General features: G+C 67.7%; 14 protein-coding genes. 3 read left to right on the forward strand and 11 right to left on the reverse strand.

Features of this window, described 5'->3' with window-relative positions; translation table 11 throughout:
* Positions 1-42 precede the first annotated feature (42 nt).
* Entirely contained in the window at positions 43-855 is an 813-nt protein-coding gene (locus ACKY0W_RS11790; RefSeq protein ID WP_409434213.1) for a hypothetical protein, read from the forward strand.
* Positions 856-873: 18 nt separating this feature from the next.
* Here the strand turns inward: ACKY0W_RS11790 and ACKY0W_RS11795 are convergent, their stop codons facing one another.
* The 9 genes from ACKY0W_RS11795 to ACKY0W_RS11835 form a co-directional block, all read right to left on the reverse strand.
* The gene (locus ACKY0W_RS11795) at positions 874-1,902 is read right to left on the reverse strand and encodes a ferrochelatase (protein WP_409434214.1); all 1,029 of its coding nucleotides are present in this window, start codon (positions 1,900-1,902) and stop codon (positions 874-876) included.
* Positions 1,903-2,712: an NADH-dependent enoyl-ACP reductase InhA gene (gene inhA, locus ACKY0W_RS11800; protein WP_067973144.1), complete on the reverse strand. Its 810-nt coding sequence runs from the start codon at positions 2,710-2,712 to the stop codon at positions 1,903-1,905.
* A 32-nt stretch (positions 2,713-2,744) separates the two neighbouring features.
* Entirely contained in the window at positions 2,745-3,488 is a 744-nt protein-coding gene (fabG1, locus tag ACKY0W_RS11805; RefSeq protein ID WP_409434215.1) for a 3-oxoacyl-ACP reductase FabG1, read from the reverse strand.
* Between the two features lie 99 nt (positions 3,489-3,587).
* Positions 3,588-4,595 carry a VWA domain-containing protein gene (locus ACKY0W_RS11810; protein ID WP_409434216.1) on the reverse strand — a complete coding sequence of 336 codons (1,008 nt, stop codon included), beginning with the start codon at positions 4,593-4,595 and terminating at the stop codon, positions 3,588-3,590.
* 28 nt (positions 4,596-4,623) lie between these two features.
* Complete coding sequence (locus ACKY0W_RS11815) at positions 4,624-5,535, reverse strand: DUF58 domain-containing protein (protein ID WP_406759393.1); 912 nt, start codon at positions 5,533-5,535, stop codon at positions 4,624-4,626.
* 62 nt (positions 5,536-5,597) lie between these two features.
* Positions 5,598-6,716 (reverse strand): AAA family ATPase, encoded by a 1,119-nt coding sequence (locus ACKY0W_RS11820; protein ID WP_409434217.1) that lies wholly within the window; start codon positions 6,714-6,716, stop codon positions 5,598-5,600.
* A 132-nt stretch (positions 6,717-6,848) separates the two neighbouring features.
* A complete protein-coding gene (ripB, locus tag ACKY0W_RS11825; protein ID WP_406759354.1) occupies positions 6,849-7,550 on the reverse strand; it encodes an NlpC/P60 family peptidoglycan endopeptidase RipB in 702 nt (233 codons plus the stop codon).
* Positions 7,551-7,560: 10 nt separating this feature from the next.
* The gene (ripA, locus tag ACKY0W_RS11830) at positions 7,561-8,991 is read right to left on the reverse strand and encodes an NlpC/P60 family peptidoglycan endopeptidase RipA (RefSeq protein WP_409437750.1); all 1,431 of its coding nucleotides are present in this window, start codon (positions 8,989-8,991) and stop codon (positions 7,561-7,563) included.
* Positions 8,992-9,253: 262 nt separating this feature from the next.
* Positions 9,254-9,760, reverse strand: coding sequence for a DUF6676 family protein (locus ACKY0W_RS11835; RefSeq protein ID WP_409437751.1), 507 nt, complete (start codon positions 9,758-9,760; stop codon positions 9,254-9,256).
* 176 nt (positions 9,761-9,936) lie between these two features.
* On the opposite strand from ACKY0W_RS11835, the gene acnA reads away from it, so the two are divergent.
* Together acnA and ACKY0W_RS11845 are read left to right on the forward strand one after the other, a co-directional pair.
* A complete protein-coding gene (acnA, locus tag ACKY0W_RS11840) occupies positions 9,937-12,771 on the forward strand; it encodes an aconitate hydratase AcnA (protein WP_409434218.1) in 2,835 nt (944 codons plus the stop codon).
* A gap of 14 nt (positions 12,772-12,785) precedes the next feature.
* Positions 12,786-13,349: a TetR/AcrR family transcriptional regulator gene (locus tag ACKY0W_RS11845; RefSeq protein WP_409434219.1), complete on the forward strand. Its 564-nt coding sequence runs from the start codon at positions 12,786-12,788 to the stop codon at positions 13,347-13,349.
* Positions 13,350-13,455: 106 nt separating this feature from the next.
* Here the strand turns inward: ACKY0W_RS11845 and ACKY0W_RS11850 are convergent, their stop codons facing one another.
* Complete coding sequence (locus tag ACKY0W_RS11850; RefSeq protein WP_046282993.1) at positions 13,456-13,656, reverse strand: helix-turn-helix domain-containing protein; 201 nt, start codon at positions 13,654-13,656, stop codon at positions 13,456-13,458.
* Between the two features lie 130 nt (positions 13,657-13,786).
* A complete protein-coding gene (locus ACKY0W_RS11855) occupies positions 13,787-15,424 on the reverse strand; it encodes an ABC-F family ATP-binding cassette domain-containing protein (protein ID WP_409434220.1) in 1,638 nt (545 codons plus the stop codon).
* Between the last annotated feature and the right edge of the window lie 5 nt (positions 15,425-15,429).

Raw genomic sequence — 15,429 nt, forward strand, 5'->3', positions numbered from 1 at the left:
GGTCCGGCCGGGACAGCGCGGGCAACTACACTGCCTTGCATCATGTGGTGCCCGAGTACTTCCCTGTCGGTGTGGGCCAACGCCTGGCTTGCCGGCCGGGCGGCGCCCGACGATGTCTTGGACGCACTATCGGCTTGGGCTCCAGTGCAATCGGTGTACGCCTATGACGCCGTCGCCGCCGGCAGCTCGGGCCTGCCATGGCCCGATGTCACCGATGCCGGGACGACGTCGTTGCTTCAGACGCTGCGCGCCGCGGCCGGTGGCCGCACCGAACCGACGATCAGCGTGGTGCTGCCGGTCCCCGGCGACGTGCGCGGTCTGCCGGCGGGAACCCAATTCGCGCAGGACGCGTTGGCGGTCGGCGAAGCGATCCTGGTTTCCGGTCCGCACGGCGACGCGATCGGGCTGGTTCCGGAGTTCGACGAATCCGAGGCGCTGTCCTGGGTCGTGTACGCGCTGCAGGGGGTACCGGTCGCCGAACAGCACGATCTTGGTGACGCCGAGTACTCGTTGCGATCGGCGGTGCGAACGGCGGCCGAAGCGTTGGGCTCCACCGGTTCGCGCTGGGCCGACTACGGCGTGGAGGATCCACGGCTGCGGGTGGAACAGATGATGGAAGCCGTGCTCTTGCACCGGATTCCGGACCATGCACCGAACCGTGCAGTGCGCGTTCTGCAAAGCGCCGCGCACGTCGAGGCGATCATCACCGTCAGCGAGGATCTGCTGACTGCCAGCGCTCAGTCGTCTTCTGCGGTGCAGCGTGCCGTGGATGCGGTTGCACCGCTGACGACCGTGGTGCGCTCAGCGCGCAGCGCAGCGGTGACCGAGATTCTGCACTCGGCCTGGCGGAACTGACGCTACGACGGCGAGCCCCTAATCGGCAGGCACCACGACCGCGGTGCAGTGCGATGCACCGCACGGCGCCCCGTTGACCCCGAATCCGCAGCCCAGCGCGGACGGCCCGGCGATGCGTTCGGGTGCGCTGCCGGTGCGCAGTTCCTCGATCAGGCCGCGGGCCAGACGGGCCAGCCGTCGATCGGCGTTCGGGGTGCCCGCGCGCGCGTAGGCGATCCCGGCCGCCTGCGCCGCAGAGCGGACTTCGTTGTCGAGGTCCCACACCACCTCGATGTTGTCGCTGAGAAAGCCGATCGGACAGACGATCACCGCGCGCACGCCGTTCTCAGCCAGGGCAGCCAGGTGCGCTTCGACGTCGGGCTCCAGCCAGGGCACCTGCGGGGGCCCCGAGCGCGACTGCCACACCTGGTCGTAGTCGTGGTAGCCCGCGGCTGCCGCGACCAGCCTCGTCGCGTACGCGACCTGGCGGCTGTAGAGCTGCGGGCCGTAGCGCGCGTCGGCGCTGACCGGGATGGAATGCGCGGTGAAAACCAGCCGGGCGGCATCCCGCAGGCTGGCCGGCAGGCTGTCGGCGGCGGTGGCGATCGCCTCGGCGAACATCGTCACGAACAACGGGTGGTCGAAGTACTGGCGCAGTTTCACCAGTTCCGGTGCCTGCTCCCCCACCGCCTGCCGCGCTCGGGCGATGTCCTCGGCGTACTGGTCGCAACCCGAATATCCGCCCCAGGCCGAGGTCGGAAAAACCACGGCACGTCGCACGCCGTCAGCTGCCATCTGAGCGACGACGTCCTCGACGTAGGGCTCCCAGTTGCGGTTACCGAAATACACCGGCAGGCCGGGCATTTCGGCGCGCATCGCGTCGGCCAACGCGCGGTTGATCCCGTTGATCGGCGACACGCCGCCGAAGTGCAGGTAGTGCTCGGCGACCGCGTCAAGCCGGGCCGGCGGCACACCACGTCCCCGGGTGACGTTCTCCAGGAACGGCCGAACCTGCTCCGGGCCTTCGGGTCCCCCGAAAGACAGCAGCAAGACGGCGTCTAGCTCCATTTAGAGCAACTGGGTGTGCGCGCCACCGTCGGCGTAGACGACCGTTCCGGTGGTGGACGGCAGCCAGTCGGACATCAGCGCGCAGACGGTCTTGGCCACCGGCGTCGGGTCCTTCATGTCCCAGCCGATCGGGGCCCGTTGGTCCCAGCCCTCCTCCAGCAGCCGGATCTGCTCGCCGGCGCCCTCGCCCAGGGCACCGCCCACGATGGCACTCATCGCCAGGGTCCGGATCGGCCCGGCCGCAACCAGATTCGACCGCACACCGACTTTGCCGGCCTCGCGCGCCACGAACCGGTTCACCGACTCCAGGGCACTCTTGGCCACCGTCATCCAGTTGTAGGCCGGCATCGCCCGCGTCGGGTCGAAGTCCATGCCGACGATGCCGCCGCCCGGGTTCATGATCGGCAGCACCGCTTTGGCCAGTGAGGCGTAGGAGTACGCCGAGATGTGGATGCCCTTGGCGACGTCTTCGTAGGGAGCGTCGAAGAACGGGTTGATGCCCATGCCGGTCTGCGGCATGAATCCGATGGAGTGCACCACGCCGTCGAGCTTGTTGCCCTCGCCGATCACCTCGGTGACACGCTCGGCCAGTGAGCCCAGGTGCTCCTCGTTCTGCACGTCGAGTTCGAGCAGCGGAGCCGGCTCCGGCAGCCGGTCGATGATGCGCTGGATCAGCCGCAGCCGGTCAAAACCGGTACACACCAGCTGCGCGCCGGCCTCCTGCGCCACCTTGGCGATGTGGAACGCGATCGAGGAGTCGGTGATGATCCCGGTGACCAGGATCCGCTTGCCTTCGAGAATGCCTGCCATGAAAAGTCCCCTATCTTGAACTGAACGAGTCGCTAGTGGCCCATGCCCATGCCGCCGTCGACGGGGATGACCGCACCGGCGATGTAGCTTGCGTCCTCGGATGCCAGGAAGCTGACCGCACCGGCGACCTCTTCGGCGGTACCCACCCGCTTGGCCGGGATGAAGTCCAGGGCGCCCTCTTGGATCCGCTCGTCGAGGGCCCGGGTCATCTCGGTGTCGATGTAGCCGGGTGCCACGACGTTCGCGGTGACACCGGCCTTGGACAGCTCGCGCGAGATCGAGCGGGCCATGCCGATCAGGCCGGCCTTGGCGGCCGCGTAGTTGGCCTGGTTGCCGATGCCCCACATGCCCGAGACCGATCCGATGTAGATGATCCGGCCGAAGCGCTTGCGCTGCATACTGCGCGACGCCCGCTGGGTGACCCGGAAGGCGCCGGTGAGGTTGGCGTTGATGACCTCTTCGAAACGCTCCTCGGTCATCCGCATCAGGAACGCGTCTTTGGAGATGCCGGCGTTGGCCACCAGCACCTCCACCGGACCCTGGTGCTCCTCGACCTGGGTGAAGGCGCGATCGACGGCGTCGTTGTCGGTGACATCGCACACGACCCCGAACAATCCCTCGGGGGCACCGGACCCGCGGTGCGTCACCGCCACCTTGTGGCCGTCGGCGGCCAGTCGCTGCGCGATCGCCAGTCCGATGCCCCGGTTTCCACCGGTGACGAGGACCGAACGGGACACAAATGCGGGCTTTGCTGCGGGGGCTTCGCTGTCTGTCACCGGCATAACCTATCGAATCGACACGTTGACTCTGCGCTGAGGGCGCGGGCTACTCGCACTTTTGCGCCGCCAGCGCAGAGTCAACGGGTGGGGTGGGACCTAGGCGGGCAGACGGCGGTTCAGCAGCAGCGCCGCCAACCCCGCCAGCGCCAGGATGAACGCCCCCAGCCGCAGCCAGCCGGTGCTCGCGTCGCCGCGAATGGTCTCGAAGCCGATCTGGTCCTGCAGCGTGGAGTACACCTCTTTGAGCTGGGCCAGGCTGGAGGCGGTATAGGCACTGCCGCCGGACAGATCGGCGATCTTCTTCAGCGAATCGTCGTCGACCGGCACCGGCTGACGCTGCTCGTTGATCTCGACGTAGCCGTAGGCCGTGCCGAACGAGATCGTCGAGACCGGCACGCCCTGGTCCTTGGCGGTGCGGGCCGCGGTGAACGCCCCCTTGGGATTGTCCGGGTTGGACGGCACCGTCTCTTTGCCGTCCGAGAGCAGCACGATGCGGGCCGGTGGCGGGGTGTCGCCGCCGCCGATGACGGCGCCCACGGTGGCGATCGCCTGCAACGCGGTGAAGATGCCCTCACCGGTAGCGGTGCGGTCCGCCAGTTGCAGCTTGTCGATCGCGGCCTTGGTCGCGTCGCGGTTGGTGGTCGGCGAGGTCAGCACGGTCGCGGTGCCGGCATAGGCGATCAGGCCGAGGTTGATTCCCGCGGTCAATTCGTCGGCGAACTGCTTGCCGGCTTCCTGCGCGGCCGCCAGCCGGCTGGGTGCCACATCGGTGGCCCGCATCGACTGGGAGACGTCGATCACCAGCATCACCACCGCGCGGTTGCGCGGGATCCTGACGTCGTGGGTGGGGCCGGCCATCGCGACGGTGAACAGCAGCAAAGAGGTGATCAGCAGGATCGCCGACAGGTGCCGCCAGCGCGTCGGCGATTTGGGCGCCACGCTCTCCAGCAGCTCCATGTTGGCGAACCGCAGGATCCTCCGATGCCGCGCCACCTGCATGAGGATGTAGAGCGCGACCAGGCCCAGGATCACGAACAGGAACAGAAAGAACCACGGGTGCGCGAAGCCCGTCAGCGTCATCGGCCCAAGCAGCGGCAATGTCATAGCAGACCTGTCTGTTTACGGGTCGAGTTCACGGCATCCCCGCCAGCGCGCCGCGCCGGCGTGACTCGACGAATCGGACGATGTCGGCGATCCAGTCCCGGTCGGTCCGCAACCCCAGCATCGGCGCGCCGCAGCTGCGCAACGCGCGCGCGACGTCGGCGCGGTGGGCCACCGCGGCCCGGGCGAAATCGTCGCGCAGCTTGGCGTCGATGGTGAATTCGCGGGTGATCCCGGATTCGGTGTCCTGCAGCACCACGTCGCCGACGTCGGGCAACTCGACGTCACGCGGGTCGAGGATTTCGATGCCCAGCACCTCATGGCGGGCGGCGATCGCTCGCAGCGGGCGCATCCAGTTGATCGGTCCGAGGAAGTCGCTGATGATGACCGCCATCCCCCGCCGGCGTTCGGGCCTGCGCAGTGCGTCGATGGCCGCCGCCAGGTCGCCCCGCACCCCGACGGGTGCCCGCGGAATGGTGGCGATGGTGCGCAGCAGGGTCTGCTCGTGGTTGCGCCCGGAGCGGGCCGGGACCCGCACGACGCGCTCACCGTTGGCTACCAGTGCGCCCAGCCGGTTCCCGCCGCCGCTGTTGAGGTAGACGATGGCCGAGGCCGCCGCCACCGCCAGGTCACGCTTCTCGCAGGTGGCGGTGCCGAAATCCATGCTGGCCGACATGTCGACCACCAGCCAGGTCTCCAGCTCGCGGTCGGCGATCATCTGGCGGACGTGCGGATGGGTGGTGCGGGCCGTGACCGACCAGTCCATCCGACGCACGTCATCGCCGGGCTGGTACAGCCGGGACTCGCCGGGCTCGGAGCCCGGGCCGGGGATCAAGCCGAGATGGTCCCCGTGCAGCACCCCGTCGAGCTTGCGCTTGACCGTCAGCTCCAGGGTCCGCAGCGCCGCGGCCAGCTTGGGGTCGCGGATTCCTCCGCGCAGCATCGACGGCGGTGCGGTACTGGTTCCGGGCGCCTGAGACGATTCAGCCCCGGTGTCGGGGTCGCTCACCGACCGCCGGCCACTGCCGCCGCGGTCGGGGCACCCGGTGCCGGCGAATGCTGTTGCTGCGGAACGGCGTTCACCTGAGGCAGCGGCACCGTCTGCAGCACCCGGTTGATGACGATCTCCGGGGTGATCTCGTCGGCGAGGGCATCGTAGGACAGCACCAGGCGGTGCCGCAGCACGTCCGGGATCACCTCGATGACGTCCTGCGGGATCACGTAGTCGCGACCCCGCACCAGGGCCAGTGCCCGGGACGCGGAGATGATGCCCAGCGAGGCACGCGGCGACGCACCGAACGACAGCCAGTTCTTCACGTCCGGCATACCGAACTGTTCAGGGTGGCGCGTGGCCGTGATCACCCGGACGACGTAGTCCACCAGGGCGTGGTGCACGAAGTTGTTGGCCGCCAGCGTCTGCAGTCGCACCAGGTCGCCGGTGCCGAGGATCTGCTTGGGCTCCGGCGGGGTGACACCCATCCGGTAGATGATCTCGCGCTCTTCTTCGGGCGACGGGTAGCTGACGTTGATCTTGAACAGGAAGCGGTCGCGCTGCGCTTCGGGCAGCGGGTAGACGCCCTCGTGCTCGATCGGGTTCTGGGTGGCCATCACCAGGAACGGGTTGGGCAGCGCGAAGCTCTTGCCACCGATGGACACCTTGCGCTCCTGCATGACCTCCAGCAGAGCCGACTGCACCTTGGCCGGTGCACGGTTGATCTCGTCGGCCAGCAGGAAGTTGGTCATCACCGGGCCGAGCTCGGTGTCGAATTCCTCGCGACCCTGCCGGTAGATGCGGGTACCGATGATGTCGGTCGGCACCAGGTCCGGGGTGAACTGGATGCGCGCGAAGGACCCGCCGACCACCTTGGCGAAGGTCTCCACGGCCAGGGTCTTGGCGACGCCGGGCACGCCTTCGAGCAGCACGTGGCCCTTGGCGAGCAGGCCGACCAGGATGCGCTCGACGAGCTGGTCCTGGCCGACGATGACGCGCTTGACCTCAAAGATGGCCCGCTCCAGCGCGTGTACGTCGGCGGCGAGCCCGCTACCGCCGACTGTGCCTGTCTCGGCACCGGCCGAGCCGGGGAAACCGCTGGCGCCCGCGGGCGTCCCATCCGATGACGTCATCGACAAATCCTCCACAAAGGTCGGTCAGACACAACTGCTTGCACGGCGCACGGCCGAGGGGCAGCGTTGTGCCCTCGTTTCACTATTCCAGGGTTAGCAGCATCCGTCGACGTAAGGCCCGTCCCGAATGCGTCAGTACTCAATGATCCGGGTCAGATACGGCGTCATCCCCGACGTCCGCACCGGGCTGACGACTACCTTCCCGGCACTGCCCGAGGCCTCCAGCATCTTGCCGCCGCCCAGGTACATGGTGACGTGCTGGCCACCGCCGGGGCCGTAGAACATCAGGTCGCCGCGGCGGGCCTGATTGGGCGGAATGTGCCGGCCGGCGTTGTACTGGTCACCGGAGAATCGCGGGATCAGCACGCCGACGCCGGCGAAGGCGTAACGCATCAGGCCCGAGCAGTCGAAACCGACCGTGCCCGCGCCGGAGTCGACACCCTTGCTGGGACCGGTCAGCGAACCGCCGCCCCAGGAGTAGGGCACGCCCATCTGCGCGCCACCGCGACGGATCACGTACTCGATGGCCTGCTTGCCGTGCACCCGCTGGCCGGGTGACACGTTGCCGGCGGCTTCATCGCCCACGTTGAACCCGAGGCCGGACAGGAACTTGCGGCCCAGGTCCATCGTGGTCTGGGTGGCATTGGCGGTGGCCTGCAGCGACGCGTTGGCGATCGCCAGCGGGTCACCGGGCGCCCCGGCGCTGATCGTCGCCGGCAGGGTGGGGTCCCACCCCGGGTCCGCCTCGGCCGGTCCGGCCAGGCCCACCATCACCGGGATCGCCACCAGCAGCGACCCGATGAGGCGCGAAAGACGTAATGAACTCAGTTGCATTGCACCGCCGTCAGTATTCGATGTATCGGACTACGTAAGGCGTCATGCCGCTCTTGCGCACCGGTGACACTTTCACCGTTTGGCCCACGTCCGGGGCCTCCAGCATCAGACCGTTGCCGAGGTAGAGCGTCACGTGCTGACTACCACCGGGTCCGTAGAAGATGACGTCGCCGCGACGCGCCATTGCCGACGGGATCTGGCGCCCCATCTTGTACTGCGAACCCGAGTAGTGCGGCAGCTTGATGCCGACCCCGGCGAAGGCGTAGAGGATCAGCCCGGAGCAGTCGAATCCGACGGTGCCCGAACCGGAGCCGATCCCGCGGCCGGGCCCCGCAGCGGTGCCCCCGCCCCACGAGTAGGGCACGCCGCGCTGCGAAAGGGCACGCCGGATCACGTATTCGGAGGCCTGCCTGCCGTAGACCCGCGGAATCTTGCCGTTGTTGATACCGGTGTCGTCGGGGCGGGCCAGCCCGATCGACTGCAGGAACTTCTGGCCGAGATTCGCCGTCACCTGCGCGGAGGTCTGGGAGATCCCGAGCACCTGGTTGATGACGGCGATCGGGTCGCCGGGGACGTCGGCGCTGGGGATCATCGGCAGGGTCGGGTCCCAGGGACCGTCCCACTTCGCGGGCTCCTTGGCGGCCACCGGACCGGCGGCGGGTCCAGTCGGATTCCCCCACCGATCACCGCCTGCGGGACCGGGCGGTGCTTGCCCCTGCTGGGGCTGATCGTGGCCGCGGGCAGCGGCGAGTTTGGCCTGCGCCTCGTTGCGTCGTGCGGCCAGCCGGTCGATCTCGCCCTGTTGTTCGCCGAACTTGCGCTGGGTATCGGTGAGCGCGGCCACCGCGGCGTCCTGGCTCGACTGTGCGTCGGCGACGGCCTGGTCGGCCTTCTGCTTGGCCCACCGGGCGGCCGACTCCTTGTTCAGCTGTTCGGTGCGGGCCCGCTTGAGCCCGTCCAGCGCCTGCTGGGAGGAGAGCGCCAAGGTTTGCCCGGCCGCAGCCGTGGCGATCATGTCCGAGGGGTTGGCCGCGGTCAGGTAACTGTCCGAGGGCCCGTTGACGTAGGTCGACGCGGCGAAGGTGTTGAACCTGCGCTGTGCGACGGCGATCGCAGCATCGGCGTCGACGATCGCCTGCCGGCCCGCCTCCACCTCATGCTGGGCGGCGGCTGCGTCCTCGCGCGCGGTCTGCAGATCCACCAGGGCCTTGTTGACCCCTTCCTTCTCCTCGGCGATCTGCGCGCCCAGGTCCTGCAGCTGCTGGTTGGCGTCGGCTACGTCGGCGATCAGCGCGGCGATGCCATCGGGGTCCTGCCCGGGCAGGGCCGTCGCCAGTCCCGGGGTGCCCAGCAGCATCGCGGCGCTGAGCACCGACACCGTCGCGGGTTGGGCCAACCGGGTCGCCAGTCGGAAAACAGAGCCATCGGAGCCACAGCGCATGCGTCTCATTCGGCTTGGATCTCCTCGGACTCTCAGCAGGCGGCGCCGCGCTTCGGCCGGTGGCAAAAGCACAGAAACAACAGATACAACAGCTGCGCCTTTTGAGACCATACGTCACATCAGTCACTGGAGAAACGTTCGTAACAAACTACGTTTGTGTAATTAAGCCGCTTGTGACCATTCGGTGACCTAATTATTTGCGGCAGCCCACAACTGGGCGACAATTGATCGCCCACTTTCCGGGTTTTCGGAGGTAAGGCCGCTAGTTCGCGACGTCGGAACGCACGGCAGCACGTTTGCTGCGTCGCTGCAGGAAGCGGGTGCCGACGGCCGCCGCCGCCACCCCGACCAGCAGCGCCACGGTCAGGCCCGTCCAGGGCAGATCCGGCGTGTTCAATTCGTGCAGGAAATTCTGCGCCGAGGTCACCGGATCGCCGGTTTTGGCGTGATCCTCGGCCGCCTCCAGCTTGGACCGGTGAAACTGGCCGCTATAGCTGCCGACATAGTTCGTACTGACGACCAGGACGGTCGAATCCGGATAGTCGTAGCCGACCACGGTGGCGACGTCACGCAGCGCGGTGTCCATCCCGGGGTTTCGGGCGACCTCGACGATCTTGAGGTCGATGCCGTCGCGGCCGGCCTGGGCCACCACCTCGCGCAGCGCCGGCACATCGGCCGCCGGCGCGCTCACCCCGTCGACGGCGACAGCGACCTTGACCAACGCCATGCAGTCGTCGGGCGGGGTGGCCGGATCGAGGCCGACAGTGATGCAGAGCTCGCCGGGAATGTAGGCCGGCGGGTGCTGGATCGTCACGGTTGATGACGGTATCAACCCCGGCCAAGTGAGGTGAACCTTACTTTATACAGGACAATCGTACTGTTAGGGTTATGTCGCCCGTCGGCGCGGACCCGTCGATGGATGAGAACTCGATCTCGGGAGTTGAAGTGACCAGCACAGATTCGGTGAATTCGTTCGGAGCCCGCGACACCCTGACCGTGGGTGAGAAGAACTATGAGATCTTCCGCCTCGATGCCGTCCCCGGCACCGAGAAGCTCCCCTACAGCCTCAAGGTGCTGGCCGAGAACCTGCTGCGCACCGAGGACGGCGCGAACATCACCAAAGATCACATCAACGCGATCGCCAACTGGGACCCGTCCGCCGAGCCGAGCATCGAGATCCAGTTCACCCCGGCGCGGGTGATCATGCAGGACTTCACCGGTGTGCCCTGCGTCGTCGACCTGGCCACCATGCGTGAGGCCGTCACCGCCCTGGGCGGCGACCCCAACAAGGTCAACCCGCTCTCGCCCGCCGAGATGGTCATCGACCACTCCGTCATCCTCGACGTCTTCGGCACCGCCGACGCGTTCGAGCGCAACGTCGAGCTGGAGTACCAGCGCAACGCCGAGCGCTACCAGTTCCTGCGTTGGGGCCAAGGCGCTTTCGACGACTTCAAGGTCGTCCCGCCGGGCACCGGCATCGTGCACCAGGTCAACATCGAGTACCTGGCCCGCACCGTGATGGTCCGTAACGGCCAGGCCTACCCCGACACCTGTGTGGGCACCGACAGCCACACCACCATGCAGAACGGCCTGGGCGTGCTGGGCTGGGGCGTCGGCGGTATCGAGGCCGAGGCGGCCATGCTGGGCCAGCCGGTGTCGATGCTGATCCCTCGGGTCGTCGGCTTCAAGCTGACCGGCGAGATCCAGCCGGGCGTCACCGCCACCGACGTGGTGCTCACCGTCACCGACATGCTGCGCAAGCACGGCGTGGTCGGCAAGTTCGTCGAGTTCTACGGCAAGGGCGTGGCCGAGGTCCCGCTGGCCAACCGCGCCACCCTGGGCAACATGAGCCCCGAGTTCGGCTCGACCTGCGCGATCTTCCCGATCGACGAAGAGACCATCAACTACCTGCGCCTGACCGGCCGCACCGACGAGCAGCTCGCGCTGGTCGAGGCCTACGCGAAGACCCAGGGCATGTGGCACAACCCGGACCGCGAGCCGGCCTTCTCCGAGTACCTGGAGCTGGACCTGTCCACCGTGGTCCCGTCGATCGCCGGACCGAAGCGTCCTCAGGACCGGATCCTGTTGTCGGAGAGCAAGATCGCCTTCCGCAAGGACATCCACAACTACGTCGAAGAGCAGCTCCCGACGCCGCACACCCAGCTCGACGAAGCCATTGAGGAGTCGTTCCCGGCCTCCGACCCGGCCAAGCTGAGCTTCGCCGACGACGGTGCGGTAAACGTGCAGTCCGCCGCCAACGGCTCCGACGGCCGGCCGAGCAAGCCGATCCGCGTCAAGGGCGAGCGCGGCGAGTTCATCCTCGACCACGGTGCCGTCGCGGTCGCGGGTATCACCTCGTGCACCAACACCTCCAACCCGTCGGTGATGATCGGCGCGGCCCTGCTGGCCCGCAACGCCGTCGAGAAGGGCCTGTCGTCCAAGCCGTGGGTGAAGACCAACATGGCCCCGGGCAGCCAGGTCGTCACCGACTACTACGAGAAGGCCGGCCTGTGGCCCTACCTGGAGAAGCTCGGCTTCTACCTGGGCGGTTACGGCTGCACCACCTGTATCGGTAACACCGGCCCGCTGCCCGAGGAGATCTCCAAGGCGGTCAACGAGGAAGACCTGACCGTCACCGCGGTGCTCTCGGGTAACCGCAACTTCGAGGGCCGCATCTCCCCCGACGTCAAGATGAACTACCTGGCCTCCCCGCCGCTGGTGATCGCCTACGCACTGGCCGGCACCATGGACTTCGACTTCGAAACCGATTCCCTGGGCAAGGACACCGACGGCAACGACGTCTTCCTGCGCGACATCTGGCCGTCGGCCCAGGAGATCGACGACACCATCAAGTCCGCGATCAACCAGGACATGTTCCGCAAGTCCTACGCCGACGTGTTCAAGGGCGACGAGAACTGGCGAAACCTGCCGACCCCGGACGGTGACACCTTCGCCTGGGACGAGGCGTCGACCTACGTGCGCAAGGCCCCGTACTTCGACGGCATGGGAATGGAGCCCGAGCCGGTCTCCGACATCAAGGGCGCTCGGGTGATGGCGTTGTTGGGCGACTCGGTCACCACCGACCACATCAGCCCGGCCGGCCCGATCAAGCCCGGTACCCCGGCGGCGGACTACCTGGACGCCCACGGTGTGGCGCGCAAGGACTACAACTCGCTGGGCAGCCGTCGCGGTAACCACGAGGTCATGGTCCGCGGCACCTTCGCCAATATCCGCCTGCAGAACCGGGTGCTGGACACCATCGGCCTCGAAGGCACCCAGGGCGGCTACACCCGGGACTTCACCCAGGAGGGTGGCCCGCAGGAGTTCATCTACAACGCCTGCATGAACTACCAGAAGGCCGGCATCCCGCTGGTCGTGCTGGGCGGCAAGGAATACGGCTCCGGCTCGTCGCGTGACTGGGCGGCCAAGGGCACCACGCTGCTGGGAGTCAAGGCCGTCATCACCGAGTCCTTCGAGCGCATCCACCGTTCGAACCTGATCGGTATGGGCGTGATCCCGCTGCAGTTCCCGGCCGGCGAGACCGCCAAGACGCTGGGCCTGGACGGCACCGAGACCTTCGACATCGTCGGTGTCGAAGAACTCAACGCCGGCAAGACGCCGAAGACGGTCAAGGTCACCGCCACCAAGGAAAGTGGAGAGACGGTCGAGTTCGACGCGGTGGTGCGCATCGACACACCCGGTGAGGCCGACTACTACCGCAACGGCGGCATCCTGCAGTACGTGCTGCGCAACATGCTGAAGTCGTCCAAGACCGCCTAGACAGCGATCACCTGATGCCCAGGGTCAGCGAGGATCATCTGGCGGCCCGGCGCCGCCAGATCCTCGATGGCGCGCGGCGCTGCTTCGCCGCCTACGGCTACGACCAGGCGACGGTGCGGCGACTGGAGCAGATGATCGGGCTGTCGCGCGGGGCGATCTTCCATCATTTCCGCGATAAGGACACGCTGTTCTTCGAGCTGGCCCGCGAGGATGCGGAGCGGATGGCTGATGTTGCCTCGCGCGAGGGCCTGATCGGCGTGATGCGGGACATGCTGGCCGCACCAGAGCAGTTCGACTGGCTGGCCACCCGGCTGGAGATCGCCCGCAAACTGCGCCACGATCCGGAGTTCAGCCGCGGCTGGGCGGAGCGGTCAGCCGAATTGACCGCTGCCACAGTGGATCGGCTGCGCCGCCAGAAGCGGGCCGGACGGCTGCGCGACGATGTCCCCGCTGAGGTGTTGCACTGCTATCTGGATCTCGTGCTCGACGGCCTGGTCGCGCGACTGGCGTCCGGCGAAGATCCGCAGCGACTGTCGGCTGTCCTCGACCTGGTCGAGGATTCGGTGCGGCAGAGCTGATTTCGCCGCACTAGAGGGCAACTTTTGCACCGATCGTGTACTCAGGACGGATTTCTCGCCAAAATCTCGCCCTGAGTACACGTTCGGCGAGATGCCAGGAGTTGCGCTAACGCGATCGGGTGCGGTGATTGGGCCCACCGCGGCTGCGCATCGCCGCTCCCGACTCGCGCAGCATGCTGTGCACGGATCCGTACGATCGGCCGGTCGACGCCGCCAAAGTCCGGATGCTCGCCCCGCCCTCATAGGCGCTGCGCAACTCGACCAGCTGACGATCGCGTTGCTTGTTCGGTTTCGTCGTCGTCGCCACGTCCCCTCACCATCCCCTCGCCGCCTTGACGGCTTCAGCGTAGGAAGCCGATGAGGCGATCGGGCGGGTTTGGCTGAAATACAGGGGAATCGGGACAGCGGGGCCTCCGGGCCTGGCTCCGCCTCGCTTGCTAGGCCAGCTCGATCAGGTCGCGATAGTCCGCCGACCAGTGGTCTTCGGTGCCGTCGGGCAGCAACACCACTCGCTGGGGATCAAGTGCCTCGGCCGCGCCCGGGTCGTGGGTCACCAGCACCACCGCGCCGGCATAGCTGCGCAGCGCGTCGAGTACCTGCTCGCGCGAGGCCGGGTCGAGGTTGTTGGTCGGTTCGTCGAGCAACAACACATTCGCGGTGGATGCCACCAGGCCGGCCAGCGCCAGCCGGGTCTTCTCACCGCCGGACAGCGTGCCGGCCGGTTGCTCCAGCTGCGGCCCGGTGAACATGAAGGCGCCCAGCAGTCCGCGCAGATCCTGCTCGGAGGTGTCGGGGGCCGCATGAACGGTGTTCTCCCACACCGTCGCAGCGTTGTCGATGGTGTCGTGTTCCTGGGCGAAATAGCCGATCTTGCAACCGTGGCCGGGCTCCAGCTGACCGGCGTCGGGGGTCTCGACGCCGGCGAGCAGCCGCAGCAGGGTGGTCTTGCCGGCGCCGTTGAGGCCCAGCACCACCACGCGTGAGCCCCGGTCGATGGCCAGGTCGACGCCGGTGAAGATCTCCAGCGAGCCATACATCTTGGTCAGCCCGGACGCCATCAGCGGGGTTTTCCCGCACGCCGACGGGGTCGGGAACTTGATCTTGGCGACCTTGTCGGCGACCCGCTCGTCGTCGAGTTCGGCCATCATCCGCTCAGCGCGACGCAGCATGTTCTGCGCCGCAACAGCTTTGGTCGCCTTGGCACCCATCTTCGCAGCCTGGGCGCGCAGTGCTCCAGCTTTGCGTTCGGCATTGGCGCGCTCCCGGCGGCGACGCTGTTCATCGGTGGCACGGGCGTCGAGGTATTTCTTCCAGCCCATGTTGTACACGTCGGCCTCGCCGCGCACCGCGTCCAGGAACCACACCCGGTTGACCACGTCGGCCAACAGGTCCACGTCGTGGCTGATCAGGACCAGTCCCCCGCTGTGGTTTTTCAGGAAGTCACGCAGCCAGCCGATCGAATCCGCGTCGAGGTGGTTGGTCGGTTCGTCGAGCAGCAGGGTGGTGCCCGAACCGGCGCCTCCAGCGCCGCCCTCGCCTGCGGCGAACAGGATCCGGGCCAGCTCCACCCGGCGGCGCTGCCCGCCGGACAGGGTCCGCAGCGGCTGCGTCAGCACCCGATCGGGCAGGCCCAGGCTGGTGCAGATCCGGCCCGCCTCACTCTCGGCGGCGTAGCCACCCAATGCGGCGAATCGCTCTTCGAGTTGGCCGTAGCGACGGATGGCCCGGTCGCGCTCGGTGTCGTCGACGACCTCGGCCATCAGCACCTGCTGCTTCTCCAGGTCGGTCAGGATCGTGTCCAGGCCGCGCGCCGAGAGCACCCGGTCGCGAGCCAGCACATCGAGGTTGCCTTCCCGGGGGTCCTGCGGCAGGTAGCCGACCTCGCCGGTGCGGGTGATGGTGCCCGCATACGGCTCGCCTTCACCGGCCAGGATGCGCAGCGTGGTGGTCTTGCCGGCGCCGTTGCGGCCGACCAGGCCGATCCGGTCTCCGGGCTGTACCCGCAGCACCGAGTCCACCGAGTCGAGCAGGGTGCGCGCTCCGGCGCGGACCTCCAGGCCCGTTGCGGTAATCACGCGCG

This window comes from Mycobacterium sp. SMC-14, from assembly GCF_046250075.1.
Lineage (GTDB): Bacteria > Actinomycetota > Actinomycetes > Mycobacteriales > Mycobacteriaceae > Mycobacterium.